The organism is Paenibacillus pseudetheri, assembly GCF_924513355.1.
Classification (GTDB): Bacteria; Bacillota; Bacilli; order Paenibacillales; family Paenibacillaceae; genus Paenibacillus_AQ; species Paenibacillus_AQ pseudetheri.
Genome location: NZ_CAKMAB010000015.1, coordinates 32477 through 51337 on the forward strand (window position 1 = coordinate 32477; position 18861 = coordinate 51337).

The 18861-nt window shown below is 43.7% G+C and carries 15 protein-coding genes; 3 read left to right on the forward strand and 12 right to left on the reverse strand.

Annotation, left to right across the window (positions count from 1 at the left end):
* Positions 1-71: 71 nt before the first annotated feature.
* From L1028_RS15335 to L1028_RS15375, 9 genes are all read right to left on the reverse strand, one after another.
* Entirely contained in the window at positions 72-1445 is a 1374-nt protein-coding gene (locus tag L1028_RS15335; protein ID WP_234535249.1) for an extracellular solute-binding protein, read from the reverse strand.
* A 227-nt stretch (positions 1446-1672) separates the two neighbouring features.
* Positions 1673-2863: a Ger(x)C family spore germination protein gene (locus L1028_RS15340; protein ID WP_234535250.1), complete on the reverse strand. Its 1191-nt coding sequence runs from the start codon at positions 2861-2863 to the stop codon at positions 1673-1675.
* Positions 2856-3959 (reverse strand): GerAB/ArcD/ProY family transporter, encoded by a 1104-nt coding sequence (locus L1028_RS15345; protein ID WP_234535252.1) that lies wholly within the window; start codon positions 3957-3959, stop codon positions 2856-2858. Before L1028_RS15345 ends, L1028_RS15340 begins: the two co-directional genes overlap by 8 nt.
* Before the next feature lie 36 nt (positions 3960-3995).
* On the reverse strand, positions 3996-5660 hold the full coding sequence (locus tag L1028_RS15350) for a spore germination protein (RefSeq protein ID WP_234535254.1): 1665 nt from the start codon (positions 5658-5660) through the stop codon (positions 3996-3998).
* Between the two features lie 177 nt (positions 5661-5837).
* A complete protein-coding gene (locus L1028_RS15355; RefSeq protein WP_234535256.1) occupies positions 5838-8036 on the reverse strand; it encodes a DEAD/DEAH box helicase in 2199 nt (732 codons plus the stop codon).
* Positions 8033-9352 carry an ATP-binding protein gene (locus tag L1028_RS15360; RefSeq protein ID WP_234535258.1) on the reverse strand — a complete coding sequence of 440 codons (1320 nt, stop codon included), beginning with the start codon at positions 9350-9352 and terminating at the stop codon, positions 8033-8035. Before L1028_RS15360 ends, L1028_RS15355 begins: the two co-directional genes overlap by 4 nt.
* A 15-nt stretch (positions 9353-9367) precedes the next feature.
* Entirely contained in the window at positions 9368-10963 is a 1596-nt protein-coding gene (locus L1028_RS15365; protein WP_234535259.1) for a TerB N-terminal domain-containing protein, read from the reverse strand.
* Positions 10964-11155: 192 nt separating this feature from the next.
* The gene (locus L1028_RS15370; protein WP_234535423.1) at positions 11156-12358 is read right to left on the reverse strand and encodes an MFS transporter; all 1203 of its coding nucleotides are present in this window, start codon (positions 12356-12358) and stop codon (positions 11156-11158) included.
* Between the two features lie 91 nt (positions 12359-12449).
* Positions 12450-13217, reverse strand: a complete 768-nt coding sequence (locus tag L1028_RS15375) for a DUF1836 domain-containing protein (protein WP_234535261.1) — start codon at positions 13215-13217, stop codon at positions 12450-12452.
* 113 nt (positions 13218-13330) lie between these two features.
* Here L1028_RS15375 and L1028_RS15380 point away from each other — a divergent pair, with 113 nt between their 5' ends.
* Complete coding sequence (locus L1028_RS15380) at positions 13331-14656, forward strand: hemolysin family protein (protein ID WP_234535262.1); 1326 nt, start codon at positions 13331-13333, stop codon at positions 14654-14656.
* Positions 14657-14691: 35 nt separating this feature from the next.
* Here the strand turns inward: L1028_RS15380 and L1028_RS15385 are convergent, their stop codons facing one another.
* Positions 14692-15225 carry a GNAT family N-acetyltransferase gene (locus L1028_RS15385; protein ID WP_234535264.1) on the reverse strand — a complete coding sequence of 178 codons (534 nt, stop codon included), beginning with the start codon at positions 15223-15225 and terminating at the stop codon, positions 14692-14694.
* Between the two features lie 27 nt (positions 15226-15252).
* Positions 15253-15609, reverse strand: a complete 357-nt coding sequence (locus L1028_RS15390) for a VOC family protein (RefSeq protein WP_423803050.1) — start codon at positions 15607-15609, stop codon at positions 15253-15255.
* A gap of 158 nt (positions 15610-15767) precedes the next feature.
* Between L1028_RS15390 and L1028_RS15395 the strand changes: the two genes are divergently transcribed.
* Positions 15768-17114 carry a TrkH family potassium uptake protein gene (locus L1028_RS15395; RefSeq protein WP_234535266.1) on the forward strand — a complete coding sequence of 449 codons (1347 nt, stop codon included), beginning with the start codon at positions 15768-15770 and terminating at the stop codon, positions 17112-17114.
* Positions 17115-17173: 59 nt separating this feature from the next.
* Here the strand turns inward: L1028_RS15395 and L1028_RS15400 are convergent, their stop codons facing one another.
* On the reverse strand, positions 17174-17449 hold the full coding sequence (locus L1028_RS15400) for a hypothetical protein (protein WP_234535268.1): 276 nt from the start codon (positions 17447-17449) through the stop codon (positions 17174-17176).
* 177 nt (positions 17450-17626) lie between these two features.
* On the opposite strand from L1028_RS15400, the gene L1028_RS15405 reads away from it, so the two are divergent.
* Positions 17627-18859, forward strand: a complete 1233-nt coding sequence (locus L1028_RS15405) for an aminopeptidase (RefSeq protein ID WP_234535271.1) — start codon at positions 17627-17629, stop codon at positions 18857-18859.
* The last annotated feature ends 2 nt before the right edge of the window (positions 18860-18861 follow it).

Here is an 18861-nt window from a genome sequence, read left to right on the forward strand (position 1 = left end):
CCGCCCCCTAGAATGTAAACACGATGCAAAGAAGCGTTTAAGCACCCTCGCATCGCGTTTTCGAAACCTTCTTATTTATTAGCTTCAAATGCGGTTTGATGTTCTTTAGCTACTTGAGCGGAATCCACTTTTTGAACAAAAAGATTTTGGATGCTGCTTAGATGGACTTGTGCCGTTGCTGGGTTCATGGTGTTGTCAAAGGCCAAGTCGCCACCTTTAACCTGATTGAACAATCCTGAAATGTTGATCGCCAGATCAGAATATCCTGCGCCTTTCAGGTCCCCATCCACTTTTTGACCAATTCCTACAGCATTTTTAAGTTCAAATTGTTTTTTAGGAAGATTGAGTGTGAAGAAATTCAAGAAATCTTTCGTTTCTTGTAAATGCTCACTGTTCGCAGAAATCGCAAAGGCGCTACCTGGTGCGAGCATGAATTCATTTGGATCCCCTTTACCATTAACGCTTGGGAATTGGAAGGCCCCTGCTTTACCAGCGACTGAGGAAGCGTCAATTGCACCTGTTTCCCATGAACCGATAACCCACATAGCAGCTTTACCGGACTTGAAGATATTACCACCTGCATTAGCATCGATGGAAGTTGCTCCATCTGGGAATGCACCTGCTTGCACGAGGTCTTGGAAACGATCTACAGCTTCTACGAACGCAGGATCTTCAAATGTTTTTTTGCCATCAAGTACATCTTGAAGGAAACCAGGTCCTCCATTGGTGCGAAGCAGGATATTCATGAACAAGAATGAACCCGTCCATGAATCTTTTTCACCGATCGCGATTGGCGTAATGCCTTTTGCTTTCAAGGTTTTTACATCTTGGAGTAGTTCATCAAATGTTTTAGGAGTGTCTGCGATTCCCGCTTGTTCGAAGAGTTCTTTATTATAGTAGACTACCTCAATGTTATTACCATCTGGCAGCGCATAAACATTACCATCGAAGCTGTAGTAATCAAGTAGACCGGATTGATAAGTATCTTTCAGTCCATTTTGATCCAGCATATCATTCAGAGGAGCAAACAGCTTAGCATCAACGAAAGGTTTCATTTGTGCAGCCGGGTTAACAATCGTAATATCAGGAATTTCTTTGGAAGCAGCTTGTGTTTTCAATTTGACCTTTTGCTGGTCCGTATTTAAAGTATCCAGTTCGATGTGAATGTTAGGGTTTTCTTTTTCATATTGGTCAACTAATTCATGAAGCATCTTATAAGAAGGTGTTGCTGGATCCGGGTAAATATTTTGAAAAGTAATCGTGACCTTCTTACCGCTTTCGGTTTTTGTAGTTTCGGCATCTGGAGCATTCGTAGCTGTATTCCCTTTCGACTCTGTAGCGCCTTTACTCTCGTTGTTGTTTGAATTTCCACACGCTGCCATACTTAAAACTAAAGCTGCTGATAACGCAATTGTTGAAGTTGCCTTCATTTTTTTGCTAACCATTGTTTGACGCCCCCTATTTTCGTTATATGCTAATTATTATACTGTTAAGCGCTTTCAACAAGGTGTTAAATTTAAGATATATGGTTTGTTTTTTCTAGAAAAATACAATATATGTCCGAACATAACGAAACACCCGCTAATTCGGGCGCTTCGATTAAAAATATTTTCGATATTCTGTCTGTTGCAAGCTTCGTTCTATAGCCAATGTTTTCTGCCTGGAAATTTGTTCAATCAGATGTTGAACCAAAATCGGTAATCTTAAGCTTTAAATCAAAGGTCACTGGAATCCGAGTAAATTCCTCGTCCCAATGGTCCTTAATCTGTTTCCAGACATGCGGCTTTTCAATGCTGTACCAATCTCCGAATCCTGCTACATCCACTTTGTAAGTGGACTGCATTTTGTGGATAAGAGCATTTATATGTTGAGTTTGTGCTTCTTCAAATATTTTCTCTAGTTCTTTGAAATAATCAACATCCGAGGAATGCTTTTCAACATCCCAATTCTCTATTAGTCGTCCAGTCGACTCAATTGCAACATGAAATGATAACTTCTTTTCACCGGTCTCTTTCAGCGTAATCTTGCTCTTAACAGATTTTATCTCATAAGTAATTGCGTCGTTCGACTGATCATATGCTTTGAGGCTCCCGCCTTTTATCCCTCCCTTGATCCAAGCAATACTCTCCACATCATCTTGGTCGAGATTACCGATCCAATGTCCTGTATCTCCCTTGATAATACCGGCTCCGGAAAATTTGACCTCACCTTGTGCCTCCATAACGTTCTGCAACACAAAGCTTTGCTTGGAGTACATCAGCGCATCTAGATTCGATAACGTTATACCCTTCATAACTTTACTGGTTCTGAAGTTGTTATGGACCATCTCCACCAGTCGAAAGGAAGGAATCTCCTCCTCGGTCGTCATAAGCGTATCGGACGCGCGCCCTTGGCTAAGAAATATGAGACAGCTGGGACGGATATCGTTATCCCGCAGTACAAAATCCATCAACTGTCTGATCTTCACCTGTTGCACTAGATCCTCTGATATGACTATAACCTTGAGGTGATGGCCTATAATCGGACGGTTCTTGCGAATGGAGAACTGACGGAATATTTCAAGCAGAGAATCCCCTGTTTCTGAAATATTGTTAAAATGGGTTTTGATTTTTTCGCCTTCTTTACCAGAGGTTCCGATTGTTCTTTCAGGCACAATTTGTACGGTTGCCGTAACTTTATTATGCTTTTGGTAGCTCCCTCCACGTTCCTCAAAATCCCGCTCGAGCGTTCTAGGTTCCCCCTTGTCAAGCGCCAATCCCGTAATAACACTCAGGTCTTCAATCTCTTTGCTGCTCCAACAACCAGGCTGTGTAAGCAGAATCATGAATATTAATAGGAAGTGTATAATTCTTTGTCTAAACATTCTGCTTGAGTCCTTTCTTCCTGATCAGTAATACAACCGACAATAACAGTGGCAACAATATAAAAATCAGCACACCTACATAGCCGATGGAATCACCAAGTTTGAAGACATCATTAATGCGTTGAGGGATCATCGTGCAGATGAAGATTACAGGCATTAAGGCGAAAATCACCGGATGGATCTTCAGGTGGAACACTTGCGAGATTCCAAGTGACGCATTAAAGAAAAAGCTGCAAAAATTGCAGAACATCTGCATCAGCCATATGACTAACAGCGGAAATTCAAATCGTTCAAAAAAGAAACCTGAAATTTCAAAGCTCCGTACCAAATCTATCGTAGGCCAGGTACTGGTGATTACAGAATTGATGGACAGACCTCCAATAACCATCACAACAGTAACCAAATACAGTACCAGCGGGATGCAGAATCCGACCATCATTCCTTTGACCGCTTCTTGCGGGTGCTCCATAAAGGCCGTCATTGTCATTACAACCTCACATCCAGTGAAGATCAGGATGCTCGACTTCATCCCCCGGATGACCGGCATCAGCCCTTCACTCATGAAAGGACGCAAATGATGGATATCAAATATTCTGGAGCTTAAGATAAAACAAATGATCAGGATAAAAATACTGATCGGGAACACAATTTGAAACACACGGGCAATGGAATTAATCCCACCATACACCAAATAAGTACCGACCCAGATGAACGGCATCACTACCGCCCAAATAGGAGTGCCTTCCAGAAGAAAATATAACGTTACTTCCGCTAATACACGGATTTCGAAGCCTGCAATGACAATAAAGTACAGAATCAGCAGTGAACTCAGCACACTACCTGGAAGAATCCCAACAATTCTTTTAGAATACTGAAAGACAGTTTTACCTGGAAATTGCTGACTAAGCTTCACCATAACCATGATTACCATAAACACAACGACACCACCCAGCACCACAGAAACCCAGGCATCGGGAGTCTGCACAGCCTTGACTACATTTCTTGGCAAGGTCAGAATTCCAGCACCCAGCATCGAATTGGTCAATACTATGGTAGCCTGCGAGGTTGTGATCTTGTCATCCGTACGTTTGAACACTGTGATCTTCCCCCTGCTCCTGCAAGAATACATTCACTACGATTTACGATTTTTCTTCTGGGTCTTCAGCATCTCTGGTCTTTGCTTCATGATGGATAACGGTGCACGGACGAATAAATCCTTCCAGTCACTTACCCGGAAAGGGGAGATAGGCGTGATGTAAGGAACTCCAAAACTTGAAAGTCGAGTCAGATGGCTGCAAATCAGCAGGAAGAACAGGATGGTTCCGTACATGCCCAGGACTGCCGCAAATAACATGCCTGCGAATCGTAAGATCCGGAGAGTAATGCCGGTACTATACATCGGTATGGAAAACGAAGAGATCGCTGTCACGGCTACGACAATTACTAGAAAGGGACTTACAATACCGGCCTGTACCGCGGCATCTCCAATGATCAGACCTCCGACAATCCCCATTGCCGGACCTATGGGCTTCGGTAGACGAATTCCAGCTTCACGTAAGATCTCAATGGAAATCTCCAGAATCAGTACTTCAATTAAAGCAGGAAAGGGTACACCTTGGCGTGCTTCAATTATGGAAATGGCCAGCTGAGTAGGAATTAGTCCCGGATGAAAGGAGATAAAGGAAATATAAAGCGCAGGGGCTAACAGAGCCAGAAATGCTGCGCAAAACCGTAACACCCGTAAAAGTGTACCTGGAAACCAGCGCTCATAATAATCCTCGGGAGACTGTAAAAGCATACTGAACGTCACTGGAACAATAAGTGCAAACGGTGTGCCATCAAGTAAAATTGCAATTCTTCCCTCTAATAAGGAGGCAATCACACGATCGGGTCTTTCCGTATTTTGTGTTTGCTGAAACGGACTTAAATAATCATCCTCGATCAACTGCTCCACATAGCCAGATTCCAGAATAAAATCCATATCAATTTTGGAGATCCGGTCCTTCACTTCCTGAAGCAGATCAGGATTTACAATGTTTTTCATATAAGCGATAACCAGATTTTTCTTGATTTCACTGCCCACTTCAACCTTTTTCATTTCCAGATTCTTATTGAGCCCTTGGCGCCGTAGCATAGAAGTATTCTCACTGAGTACTTCGGTAAAGCCAATCCTAGGTCCCCGGAGTAAAGCTTCTGAGGTTGGCTCCGTGATTGCACGCACAGCTCCATGTGGAAAGCCCACCAGAAGCATCTCACGCATGCCTTCGACAATCAGTGCAGTGTATCCAAACAGGACAGACTCCTGCAGATGGTTCAAATCTCTAGCATCACTAAGCTGAGCCAGTGGGAGCATATTTTGTTTCATATAAGTGTATATTTCTTCCGATGCTTGCATTTCGCCGGCAAACATCAGATTTTGCAACACCTGTTGATTGATCAGTTCTTCATCCTGCATGCCCTCCACATAGACCAATGCTGCTCGTGCCTGAATACCTTTGACTGAGAATTCACGGAAATGCACATCACTATTCCCCCCCAATGCCATTCTTATTACTGCTAGGTCGGCTTCGTAGTCTTGGGTAAACACTGTAGACAAAGGCTGCTGTTGATTTGCTTCTCCTACCTTCTTCGGTTCCGAATCCTGAGATTTAGCCCCTGATTCCTTGGAACGTCCGCTTCCAACATAAAAATACAAATGCTTGTAAAGATAATAAATCCCTATGGGAAAGAGCAGCGTGATCGCCGCCTGCATAAAAATTGTCCAATCCGGAATATAAGAGGCTATTTTAGACCACATCGTTATCATCCTTTAATAGGAATCTTCTAGATACTATTCTCCGCTCGCCCTATATTTATACAACTTTTGGAATAGGAGGAAAGTCTAGATCGGCGCAAGGGGATAAATGTTGCTGTGCGTCCGAACATAAAGAGACGCCCGCATAAGCGGGCGTCTCGATTAAAAATATTTAAATAGTTACTGTGGTTGCCGCCATTGTTTTAGCACTTCAAGCAACCCCGGAACATCTAATCCATCTAAAGAAAAAGCTTTGCGCAGCAGCTCATGTGGGATGAACTCGTCATATTTCCCGAGGTAGGGTGCTTCATCTGGAGATAACAATGTTAAAGGATCAACGGCAGCCATACTCTCAGCGATGATCTCCGCTTCCAGCGTTTCTGCATCTGTTTTGCCTGCAACCACCATATAATAAGGCTCCATCGGCACGATAGATCGAAGTCCCTGTGAGCTCTTCAAATTATTCTTGAGAAGGCGTTCTAGTGTGCGGAATTGCCGACTACCGGCCCATGGTAAGATAAACATCGAATCTCCACCTGCTGGCATAACGGAACGTTCAAGCATCCCACTTTCCTTCGCTAAACGACGAGCTCGTTCAAGCCGCGCAGCCGCACTCGGAGCAAGATACGGATACAAGGATGTTGCGCCTAACACTTCACGTATTTTGGTCATAATCCGTGTATGCACATCACCACCCGCTCCAAGCCATAACGTATCCACTTTACCTCGTGAGGTTTTTACATAAACAGCTTTATGGCGATTATCGACCTCTTCTACCTTCCAGAGCTTCCCTGCCAGAGTAAAACAGTAACCCGGTGGTGGCACTGTTGTGATCGAACCGATCTCTTCAGTCCCGTTATAGACAACATGCTCTTCATCGTCTTTGAAGACTGCATAGAAGCGGAAGTTGTTCACGATCTTCTCCCCTGCCATCCCGATAATCAAGCTGCCTTCATCCATCTTCTCGATTTGTCCCATACCCAGCATATAAGTCATGAAGGTATCGTAATCCGCAGGATCAATGCTATTGAAGGAAGGTAAACTTAGCACTGCTTCCTTTAAATCCTCCGGCTCCGCTTCCCCCATACTCTTCAATATGCTCATCGTCTGATGGTATAACAGCCCGACTGGCAGCTGACGCACCACCAGTGGTTCAACCCACTTCTCGCGCACATATAGCTCTATAACCGCTATCGCTCGAAGCAGCGTCCAAGGCATCCGTGCCGGAAGCTGCGCTTCCTCATCCTCTTCCTCGGGCGTGACAAAGATCATCTCGGATGCGGCGTCACCGCGCCTGCCCGAGCGACCGAGTCGCTGCACAAAGCTTGCGCAGCTATAAGGAGCGCCGACCTGGAGCACCCGCTCCAGCTCTCCTAGATCAATGCCCAGCTCCAGCGTCAATGTCGCTGCCGCAACTGCAGGTCCGGAGCCTTGCCGCAGCGCGGCTTCCGTCTCTTCGCGGAGCATCGCGGAGATGCTGCCATGGTGAACGTGAAAAACATCACGTTCCCCACGCTTCGCGGCCGTTCTCCGCAGCTCAAGGGTAGCCGTCTCCGCATCCGAGCGGCTATTCGTGAAGATCAACACTTTCTTAAGATGCGTATGATCGTAAATGAAATCATAGTAAGACTGCTTCGCGCGTTCTAAATGCTCCGCCTGCACTTCATCCCGTGCATCCGGGAAAGAGAAATGCTCCACACTTAAACGGAGCTTACGCCCGCCTTGTGGAGCGGACACCTCTACACTCTCCCTTGTACCAGCCGCCAGCCACTCCGTCACCGAATCATAGTCGCTAAGCGTAGCCGATAGACCGATTCTACGCGGATAACATCCCGCCATTCGTGAGATTCTCGCCAGCTGACTCAGAACCTGAATCCCCCGATCAGCGCCCATAAAGGCATGCACCTCGTCAATGACAATATAACGGAGATCATGGAACAGCGCCGGGATAGCATTCGGACGGTTCATCAATAGTCCTTCAAGCGATTCAGGGGTAATCTGCAGCACGCCGGAAGGATTCTGCACCAGCTTCGTCTTATCAGCTTGGGGAACATCCCCATGCCAGTGCCACACCGGAATATTGCCCTCACGGAGCAAATCGTTCAGCCGTGTAAATTGATCGTTAATCAATGCTTTCAGAGGAGCGATATACAGAATACCAACCGAACCGGAAGGACGTTCATACAGCTCAGTAAGCGCTGGGAAAAAGGCCGCCTCTGTCTTACCTGAAGCTGTACCCGAAGCAATCAGTAAGTGATGCGGCGTATCAAACAACACACGACAGGCATCCACCTGCGCCTCGCGCAAAGTCTCCCAACGGTTCTTATAGATAAACTCTTTAATGAAAGGAGCCAGTCTATAAAACGGATTATCACTCATAATTCAAACTCCGCGAGGAATCCATCTAACTCGTTTTGTTCAGTATAGGCAGGTTTAGAGGTTCGTTCGCCCACTAGCTTCTCGAAAGAAATCTCCGGATGCTGGTGCAAGGTGTGAAGCAGATCCATGAAATCACGCACCACTTCACGCGGAGTCAGGAGCTCGTCTGCCCCTAATCTGCCTACAGCTTCTTCCATAAAATGAACCAATTGTTCCTGTGTTAACTGTGCTTCGTAACCATAATGAAGGGCATGGATATCTCTAAGCTTTTGCAAAAGGATCAAAATTTCTTCATGTGAGAGCATGTCCAGTGCAATAATAGGCCCAGTATAATTGTTCAGACCTGCTGCACCGTATCTTCCTGCAACTAATCTTGAACGCAGCGCTTCATAACTAAATAATCCTCGCCGGCCATCCTCCACAAATTGCGGAGTCCCCCCTATAAAAATTCCCAGGCTTTCTGCCTTGCCCTGCATCGTATCGTTGAACATCGTAAGCAGCTTTTCATAGTTGCTCTGACGTGAGATACTGTTCGTGATTTTGTAGAGATTGACGCCTTCGTCTATGAACAGCAGCAGTCCCTTATAACCAATAGCAGAAGTGAATTCCGCCCACAGCTTCATATAATCATACCAATTATCATCATCAATAATTACGCCTACACCGAGCGCTTTTCGTGCTTCCGTTCGAGTAGCGAATTCACCTCTTAGCCAGCGAAGGGAATCCTGCTTCAATTCATCGTCAGCGAGCTTATGTGCATTCCAATAAGAAGCCAGAACTTTGGCAAAATCAAATCCATGTACCAAACCGCGCATTTCGGAGGCTACAGCATAGATTCGTTTCTCAACTTCGTCTCCAAGCTGGGGGTGATCAGGGCCATATTCATTCTCTTGCATCACAGACTGCTGAAGCGTAATGATCCATTTTTGCAAAATAATCTCCAGAGCGCCTCCATCTGGACGTGTCCGGGTAGACAAATGACTCATGAGCTCTCGATAGGTAGCAAGACCTTGTCCTTTCGTTCCCACTAATCTTCGTTCAGGGGATAGATCCGCATCGGCTACTACAAAATCCCGATCCATCGCATAATTGCGAATCATCTGCAAAAGAAAGCTTTTGCCGCTACCGAATTTGCCTGTAATCAGCTTAAAAGCAGCTCCACCCTCCGCAATATTATCCATATCTCTCAATATCGCTTCAATCTCTGGCCGGCGGCCTACGGCTATATGCTCTAGTCCGATACGCGGAACCACACCGGCTGTCAGTGAATTGACTAGTGCTGTCGTCATGCGTTTGGGTATTTTTAAAACATTCATCCAAAGTTCACCCCATTAAATATTAAGCAGATAAATTTTATAATCTTCTGCAATTTCTTCGCCATCTATAATCAAATCACCAAGAATATCCATTGCGATATCATTGATCTCATCAATCAAGAGCTCTGACATCGTGCCATTTGCAGCCGCTAGCTTCTGTATGGTTTGTGTTCCATCCTCGTTCATAAGGGTAATCAGAGCTTCGTGTTGGAGTGGACTTAAAGCATAAGAGAACTGCTCCCACTCCGTATTTACGTTAGCAGATTGAATTTCTTCTATAGTTAATTCAGGATCAAGAGACTGAAGCGGTACAATGATTTCATCTTCAATTTCTTCTTTTTCTACTACTTCTTCAAGCTCGGATTCCTCAATAGTAATCTCAAAACCCCTATCCTCAAGCTCTTCCAGCTCATTCATTTCCTCAACCGTAAGCATAGTTCGTACAATCTCGGAATCACTCTGCAGCCTTTCAAGCTTCTCACGATCAATAACTACTGCCGGCCCCTTACCTTCCTGTTTCTCTTTCTCAAATTCCCGCTTCAGAAAACGAGTGATAAGGTCATCCATATCCGCATCCACATTAACCCCTTTGAGCCGACCTCGATACCCCAGCAGTTCCCGTAATTTATTCTCAGTCAAACGGAATAGCCTTGTAATCAAACTGCGAAGCGGTGGAGATTTACTGATACGCACAACTGGTATAAGTACAGAATAACCATACATCGAAATATCATATACGGCGCTACGGAATAAATAACGCTCTCGCATTACTGAGGGACCTGGTGGGAACATTTCAACCAAATTCGAGCCATGTTTCCGACTGACATAAGCGTTGATCAGTGCCACTACCTGTGGAATATATCGTTCGAGGGCTTCTTTACCTTCCCCCATATAAAACTTCGATTTACTAATATCGTAGTCCGACATTGCTGTTAATACCGTAAAAGTTAACTGCTCAGGAGTTACAGTAAGACATTTCTCTAACTCTAGCTCTGCCAGATCTCCAGCGAGACCGCGTGAACGAGCAACGATTAAAGATAGAGGCACATCCAAATGATGAACAAACGAGAAGTCCGCGATCCAACCACCCAAATATTGATCCAGACGTTTATAATTTTCTCGATAAGCTTCCCAGATTTGACTGAGCTGCTTATAGCCATCATAAGGGTCTTGCCAACCTACACCATTAATAAGCTCATACACGTGCAGAAAAATATATGAAAGATCCGTTTTTGGATATCTACCCTGCCTAACTTCATTACGCCAATAAAAATACCATCTACTTTGCGTGCCTGTCATATGACCATACGTTGGCCAGTAACTCTTAAAAGGAACAAATAGTGCCGAATCCTCAGTTCTATGCTCCAACTCCTTCGCTCTAGCTACAAATTGACCTTCGGTAGTTGTCACAGGCTCTGGCGTGTCGGTCTCCAGATCCCAAAGCTGAAGCTGTAAAGAAGATTCAGACGACGCTTTAGGCTTCCCAATAATTGAAGTAGATAACTTAGGCAGCGCTGGTTCTGATGAATTTCGCGGGGGAATAGGAACATTTTGTTCCGTACTTTCCCAGACTAATTCCGTGAAATGAGGCTGATTCCTATCCTTACTCATGTTCGATCGCTCCGTTCTTATAAAAGAAGGACTAATGGAAGCACAACGCCTTCTTTGCGGGGGCCCTAAATATATAGTTTCTAATGTTAAAAAAAACGGCCCTGTTCACAACTGTGAAGGAACCGTTTTGTTCTTATTAAATTTTAGCATTGTTGGTAGATTAACATCAAGTATGTAATGAAGAATTATCCTCTACAGGAGCTCCGTTCCCTTTGTCTCTTTTCCTAGGAAGAGCACCGCTAATGCACCGATAATAATCGTTACAAAAAATAACATGAAGATCGAACCAATCGCTATAGATTTACCTACCAGCAACCCTACTAGTAAAGGAGCGATGATACCACCAATCCGGCCAAAGGAAGTCGCTAAACCAGCACCTGTTGAGCGAATGGTTGTTGGGTACAACTCTGGTGTATAAGCGTACATGCCACCCCATGCTCCGAGATTAAAGAAGGATAAGCAAATCCCGGCTGCCATCAGCATACCTTCTGTAGTTGCATTTCCGAACCATGCCGCACTAACGGCAGTGAACAGCATATAGATGACCAGGACAAATTTACGTCCGAACTTCTCGATGAAATAAGCGGCAGTAAAGTAACCAGGCAACTGAGCGAGTGTCATGATAAGCACGTATTCGAAGCTTTTAACTAAGCTGAAGCCTTTAAGGACCATAACTGTAGGTAGCCATAGAAACATCCCATAATACGAGAACACTACAGTAAACCATAAAATCCATAGCATAATCGTAGAACGACGATATTCCGGTGACCATACCGTTGCGATACGTTTTTTCAAGGACACCGGTGCCTTCTTAATCTCTGCAAACTTCGGTGAATCGTCTATTGCGCGTCTTAAATATAGAGCATACAGAGCGGGAACAGCACCAATACCGAATGCAACTCGCCAACCATAATCGGGAATGACGAAGAATGCAATTAATGCAGAAGCAATCCATCCAACCGCCCAAAAGCTCTCCAGTAGCACAACCGCACGGCCTCTCTCACGGGCAGGCATACTTTCAGACACTAATGTTGAAGCGACGGGCAGCTCACCACCTAGTCCAAATCCAGCGATAAACCTAAATACACAGAGTATTCCGAAGCCTGTTGCAAAAGCCGATAAACCACTCGCAGCCGAGAAAATTAGGAGTGTCCATAGAAGTATCGGTTTACGTCCAAAACGATCGGCTAATATCCCTGCGGCCGCAGCACCCACAGCCATGCCCACGGAGTTAATACTTGTCAATATGCCTATCTGCTCCGGTCCCAGATTCCAATCTTTGGCTAAAGCTGCTACAACAAAAGAAATCATCCCGACGTCCATCGCGTCGAACATCCAGCTTAAGCCTGCACTGAAGAGTAATTTCCTTTGCTTCGGATTCCGCAGCAGTGTCATTTGATTCACTTCTAAGCCCCCTTATATCCAACATATATCTTATGAAACTTACTTTTGATTGTTTCACTTATACATATTAAAATTGAAGCGTTCAAAAATCAAGAAATAAAGCAGCATTAAAGTATTGTCTGGCAAGCGATTGAAAATAACAGGTCTGAACAGCTATCGTGGCTATCAGCAGTATATTGCGTACAGATTCTCTCTGAGATCTCGTAAGATGCGTCAGCCGATTAATCACACGATCTGTGGAACTTCTAAGCAGGGAATCTTCTTTCCAGGAAAACTCCTTGTGCAAAAGCTGATCTACTTTACATTGCGTTTGTATAGTTGGATTACTCTTAATCTCCTCAAAAAGTCCAGCATATGCAAAATATAGTTTTGCCGGTTCTATAAGATCATCATCGTCGCGATCTGGCTTTAAGAACATCAGTCGGAATAGCTGACGGATACTTTCGAAATTCAGGGCCGATTTGAGATCATCAATCATAAACAGAAGTGCTGCCTGATTGACTGAATACTTCTTTCCCTCTCTTGGAGAACCGAGATACTCCTTAAAGTCGCGCTTCACCCAGTTCTGCATAGTAGTCACAGTCAACGTGGAATACTCTATAAGATGGCCTAATGAAGCAATTTCACCGAGTGAAAAGCCTTTAACATTATCGCCCTTAATGATCTTTTGTAAAATGGGTGGAACATCTGTAGATAAAAAGGCGGGTAACGAAGTCCCCTTTTGTACTTCATCAAGATGAAATTTAGTCCATGCCTCTTGGAGGATATTCAGCGATTTCCGGTCTGATAATCCGGTCAATGAGAGCAGAAGACTGGACATCTCCACACGAGTCAATGCAAATGATTCCATATCTGTTTCCCTCCACCATTTGATATTTCTCTGAAAAGTTCGTAGAATAGTTCATAAGAACTCATAATATGAGTATAACCTATTTTAGGAACGAAAGGGATGGTAAAGATTATATGGGTATAGGACTTAGTTTGACGTTGGTGGCTATTTTGATTATTTTAACCGCTTTTTTTGTAGCAACGGAATTTGCATTGGTGAGACTTAGAGGTAGTCAGATCAGTCAAATGGTGATCGAGGGAAAGAAGAATGCGCTAGCTGTACAACGAGTGTCTGCTAATCTTGACGGGTACTTATCTGCTTGTCAGCTCGGGATTACAATCACTGCGCTGGGTATTGGTGCACTGGCAGAGCCAGCGTTTGAGCAGTTGCTCCTTCCAGTATTCGACTGGGCTAATATTAGTCCAAGTGTGAGTCACCCTCTTGCTTTTGCATTCGCATTCATCATTGCAACATTCCTACATGTCGTTGTCGGGGAACTTGCTCCGAAGACAGTAGCTATAAACATTCCGGAAAAAATCGGTCAAATTACATCACCGCTGATTATTTGGTTCTACAGAATTTTGTACCCACTCATTTGGTTTATGAATGGTTCCGCAAATCTGCTTGTTCGCCTTTTCGGGATGAAGCCTGCCAGTGAGCATGGAGACGCTCATAGTGAAGATGAGATTCGTTTGATCTTGTCCGAAAGCTATGAAAGTGGAAAAATTAATAAAGCTGAATATGGCTATGTCAACCGGATCTTTACTTTTGATGAGATGTTGGCCAAAGAAATCATGGTTCCACGAACCGATATGGTATGTCTTTTCACAAATCATTCATTGAAAGAAAATTTGGAGATTATTCGTAAGGAACAATATACTCGCTTCCCGGTTGCAGAAGGCAGCAAGGATAATATCATCGGAATGATCAATACGAAACAGCTTTATTTGCAATATGACAATAACCCTGATTTTGATTTCAAAGGCTTGATTCAGCCAGTCTTAACCGTATCTGAGGTAACACCTGTTAAGAACCTTTTAACACGTATGCAATTGGAGCGGGTGCATATTGCCCTGCTGCTTGATGAATATGGTGGAACATCTGGACTCATCACGATTGAAGATATTTTGGAAGAAATCGTTGGCGAAATTCGAGATGAATTTGACGGTGATGAACGCAGAGAAGTTGAGAAACTAAGCGATACAAATTATCTGTTCGATGGTAAGGTATCTCTAATTGAGGTCAAGGAACTTACTGGTCTTGATTTCGAAGATGAAGAAGTGACCACGATTGGAGGCTGGTTATACAGTCATATCCCAGATCCAGCCGTTGGCAAAAGTATTGTTCATGACCATGTAACCTTAATCATTCGTGAGATGAACCGATACCGTGTCCGCAAGGTTGAGGTCATCATTGGGACATCAGGTGACACTGAATCATCAGAGCTTGAGAATTCATAAGCTTTTAATCATAAAAAAAGGATAGAGTTATCAGATTAAATCTGATCCTCTATCCTTCTTTCTTTTATCAAAATCTTACTCATGTAATATTCATCTACCCATTGGCTATCGATCACAAGTGATTTTCTCTTTATCCCTTCGATCTCAAACCCATTTTTGATATATAGCGACATAGCTAGCTCATTATGGGTCATAACTGTTAGCTCTAACCGAACAATTTCTGTATTCTCAGCCCATGCATCCAGTTCTTTGAATAGCCCCGTACCGATCCCCTGACCTTGATACTGTCTTAGAATGCCAATGACTATGTACGCACTATGGCGATTGCGTCTAACATTTCCACCTCTAACCGATATAAATCCTATCAAAAGGTTATCAACCTCTGCACCAATAAGGATTGAAGTATCTGCTGAGGCGAATCTTTCCATCATCTCTTGGACCTGATTTAGACTGGATTGCCGTTCATCCGGCTCTAATAACATAAATTTGGATTCCTGATCCAACTGATGCTGTAAACGAAGTAATGCTTCTGCATCCTCTGGGATCAGCTTTCTTAGTGTAATGACCATTACTTACTCCTCCGGGCTGCAAGGTTCTTAACAACGACAGACCATAATAACATTACCGTCAGGATCTTTAAAATTAAACCAATGGTCATGCTCGATATCCGTAAGAATCTCTCCTCCATTCGCTTTCACATAATCATAAGCAGCATCAATATCTTCGGTATTCAGATGAAAAGATGGGATATTAAGAATGGACTCAGTAGTGTAAATCTTGCTGTCTAATACGATTTCTGGTCCCTGCATGGGGATGACGTATAAATGCCCGAATAATATCTCCCCATCTAAAGGCAAACCAAGCAATTGGCAATACCATTCTCTTGATTTCTCAATATCCTTTACCGGAATAAAAACTGCACCAATCTGATTCAGAATCGGACTTATCACCATTAAGAAAGCCTCCTCTTTAAAGTTGCAGAATAGGGTGTTATTCTAGAATAATTCGATAAAATATGTCAATTACCTCCCTCCACTTAGGGAAGGTCTGGCAAGTTATGCTATAATTTTGTAAGCACTACTCTAATTTTACGTATGACAGGAGAATTAATTTGGCTAACCTGAACTTCGGTGGATTGAAATTAACTCCACCTAAAGTCTTATCGCTAGGTTTTGTAATACTTATTACTGCCGGAACTTTTTTACTATGTTTGCCGGTCGCCTCAGTAGAAGGGCATATTTCTTTTATTGATGCGTTATTCATGGCAACATCGGCAACCTGTGTTACAGGTCTGGCAGTCATTGACACGGGTACACAGTTGACTACTTTTGGACAAGTTGTTCTACTCGTATTATTTCAGTTTGGGGGATTAGGTTTTATTACGATGGCCACCTTGATTACTTTGGTCCTTAATAAACGAATATCCTTTAAAGAGCGAATTCTGATGCAAGAATCTATGAACCAGAATTCCATGCAAGGTATTGTCCAGTTAATCCGCAGAGTCCTGATATATTCCCTGGTTATTCAGCTCACAGGTGCCGTCATGTTTGCCGGTAGGTTTATGATGGATATGCCTTTCGGGAAATCTGTGTATTATGGAATTTTTCACAGTATTTCTATCTTTAATAATGCGGGCTTTGATCTATTCGGTGATATTCATGGGCCCTTTAGTGGACTTACTCGTTTTGTAAATGATCCTATCGTGAATTTCACCTCGATGATCCTCATCTTTCTTGGAGGGGTTGGTTTTATCGTCCTGTCTGATGTTTTTGACTTCCCAAAACGTAAAAAGCTTACTCTACATTCGAAGGTTGTTCTTTCAACCTCAGCGATATTGATTGTCGTTGGGGCTGCTCTATTTTTCATACTAGAGTTTAATTCTACGCTGAAGCCCTTGAGTGCAGGTGGAAAGATGATGGCTACATTTTTACAAGCAATAACACCACGTTCAGGCGGTGTCACTACAGTTGAAATTCCACTTATGCGGGAATCAACGCAATTTCTAATGATCCTGCTAATGTTCATTGGGGCTGCGCCTGGATCTACTGGTGGGGGAATTAAGATTACTACGTTCGCTGTTCTAGTGGCTGCGGTTTCTGCAAGATTAAGGGGTAAAGAGGATATTGTAATGTTTCGTCATAGGATCGCTAAAGAAAATGTCTATAGAGCCGTGACGATGACATTAATGTCTCTAATGTTAGTGGTGATCGCTACGATGTTGTTATCTGTAACAGAGAAGGCTGAGTTTCTTGCTGTACTCTTTGAGTCCATATCCGCATTCGGGACTTCAGGACTCTCCATGGGACTTACTCCAGAATTGACTACGGCGGGTAAAGTGCTCATTATTTTTCTAATGTTTCTGGGTCGGACAGGTCCGCTAACCCTAGCTTATGCACTCAAGCCTAAGGGTAGTAAGGAACTTTACCGCTATCCTGAAGGAAAGATTAGCATTGGGTAAAGCGAGATGTAACCAGCGGCTATGAATCGCCGCTGGTAATCTCATCAACACTTGTATGTTTAATCTTCAACGATCTCTTGTTTATCTAATGCAGCATCAAGCAACTGATTGTATACATCGTCATCATTCTCAAGCAGCGCGTCGGTTTCTAAGAACTGCTCTTCGCTACCAGGTTCACCCGCGAAGCTTAAGCTGTAATCCCATTCCGTTCCCCTTGTACTAAAGAAAGTAATCTCATATGGAGCCTTATGGTTTTCGAGAGTGAATATCGTCCTCCCTACATAGCTTTTATCCTCTTTACGGCTCATTTCAGCACTTACGATCTCTAAATTCATCCGCTAATCTTCCTTCCATTCATCAAATCATTTCCCCTTTCAGTATAGCATTGAAATGAATGTAATTCCTCAATTTACACTGTAAATTCCATGTAATTGACTTTTTTCATCCGGCGGTTAATAATTTAGTACAATACTTGTAAAGTACCAAACTATTAGTAATTGGAGGAAAAATCGATGACTGATTTCGAGGCAAAGCTTAGTAAATATGCAGATCTAGCTGTGCAAATTGGGGTTAACGTTCAACCAGGGCAAATTCTGGTGGTGAATGCGCCGATTCTTGCAGCTGATTTCGTTCGTATGATCACCGCCAAGGCATATGCGATTGGAGCACGCTTGGTGAAGGTGAACTGGAGTGATGCGAGCATTACGCGCCAGCAGTTTGAACATGCTGCTCCAGAAGTGTTCACTGAACCGCCTACTTGGTACGCAGGTGAAATGACCGAACTCGCCGAGAAGGGTGCGGCTATTCTTAACGTGATCGCGGAAGATCCTGATGCACTTAAAGGTATTGATCCTGTACGCATTTCCAATTATCAAAAAGTACGGGGAGCCGCACTCACCAAATATCGTGAAATGCAAATGTCCGACAAAGTTAGCTGGAGTATTGTTGCCGTACCTTGTCAGGCATGGGCGGATAAAGTATTCCCGGATGTTCCAGCTGAAGAACGTTTAAGTAAACTTTGGGAAGCTATTTTCCACACCGTGCGTCTTGATCGTGAAGATCCAGTAGCGGCATGGCAAGAACATCTCGACACCTTAGATCAAAAAGCAAATGTACTCAACGCAAAAAAATATAAGAAGCTGCATTACATAGCACCGGGTACAGACCTAAGCATCGAGCTTCCAGAAGGTCATATTTGGGCGCAAGGAGACAGCATTAATGCGAAAGGTCATTCTTTTGTAGCCAATATGCCTACCGAGGAAGTATTTACCGCCCCTCTGAAGACTGGTGTAAATGGCACCGTACGAAGCACCAAACCTCTCAGCCATGGGGGCAACATTATCGATGGATTCTCTATTACTTTTGAGAACGGACGAATTGTTAGTGTTAGTGCAGAGCAAGGGCATGAAGCACTAGAGCACCTCATTAGTATGGATGAAGGAGCAAAATACCTCGGTGAAGTTGCATTAGTTCCTCATAAGTCCCCTATCTCAGAGTCCAATATTCTTTATTACAATACCTTGTTTGATGAGAATGCATCCAATCACCTAGCTATAGGTATGGCTTATGCTTTCTGTTTAGAAGGCGGTAAAGATATGACTCCGGATGAACTGATTGCACATGGATTGAATAATAGCGTTACCCATGTAGATTTCATGATCGGTTCTGCGGAGATGAATATTTACGGGATTTCTGCTGATGGAACAGAAGAACCTGTATTCCTGAATGGAAACTGGGCGTTCTAATA

What these genes read in the sequence shown, in the direction of transcription:
- L1028_RS15335 (WP_234535249.1), bottom strand. Translation starts at nt 1,445, where the DNA reads ATGGTTAGCAAAAAAATGAAGGCAACTTCAACAATTGCGTTATCAGCA.
- L1028_RS15340 (WP_234535250.1), bottom strand. Translation starts at nt 2,863, where the DNA reads ATGTTTAGACAAAGAATTATACACTTCCTATTAATATTCATGATTCTG.
- L1028_RS15350 (WP_234535254.1), bottom strand. Translation starts at nt 5,660, where the DNA reads ATGTGGTCTAAAATAGCCTCTTATATTCCGGATTGGACAATTTTTATG.
- L1028_RS15355 (WP_234535256.1), bottom strand. Translation starts at nt 8,036, where the DNA reads ATGAGTGATAATCCGTTTTATAGACTGGCTCCTTTCATTAAAGAGTTT.
- L1028_RS15360 (WP_234535258.1), bottom strand. Translation starts at nt 9,352, where the DNA reads ATGAATGTTTTAAAAATACCCAAACGCATGACGACAGCACTAGTCAAT.
- L1028_RS15365 (WP_234535259.1), bottom strand. Translation starts at nt 10,963, where the DNA reads ATGAGTAAGGATAGGAATCAGCCTCATTTCACGGAATTAGTCTGGGAA.
- L1028_RS15370 (WP_234535423.1), bottom strand. Translation starts at nt 12,358, where the DNA reads ATGACACTGCTGCGGAATCCGAAGCAAAGGAAATTACTCTTCAGTGCA.
- L1028_RS15375 (WP_234535261.1), bottom strand. Translation starts at nt 13,217, where the DNA reads ATGGAATCATTTGCATTGACTCGTGTGGAGATGTCCAGTCTTCTGCTC.
- L1028_RS15380 (WP_234535262.1), top strand. Translation starts at nt 13,331, where the DNA reads ATGGGTATAGGACTTAGTTTGACGTTGGTGGCTATTTTGATTATTTTA.
- L1028_RS15385 (WP_234535264.1), bottom strand. Translation starts at nt 15,225, where the DNA reads ATGGTCATTACACTAAGAAAGCTGATCCCAGAGGATGCAGAAGCATTA.
- L1028_RS15390 (WP_423803050.1), bottom strand. Translation starts at nt 15,609, where the DNA reads ATGGTGATAAGTCCGATTCTGAATCAGATTGGTGCAGTTTTTATTCCG.
- L1028_RS15400 (WP_234535268.1), bottom strand. Translation starts at nt 17,449, where the DNA reads ATGAATTTAGAGATCGTAAGTGCTGAAATGAGCCGTAAAGAGGATAAA.
- L1028_RS15405 (WP_234535271.1), top strand. Translation starts at nt 17,627, where the DNA reads ATGACTGATTTCGAGGCAAAGCTTAGTAAATATGCAGATCTAGCTGTG.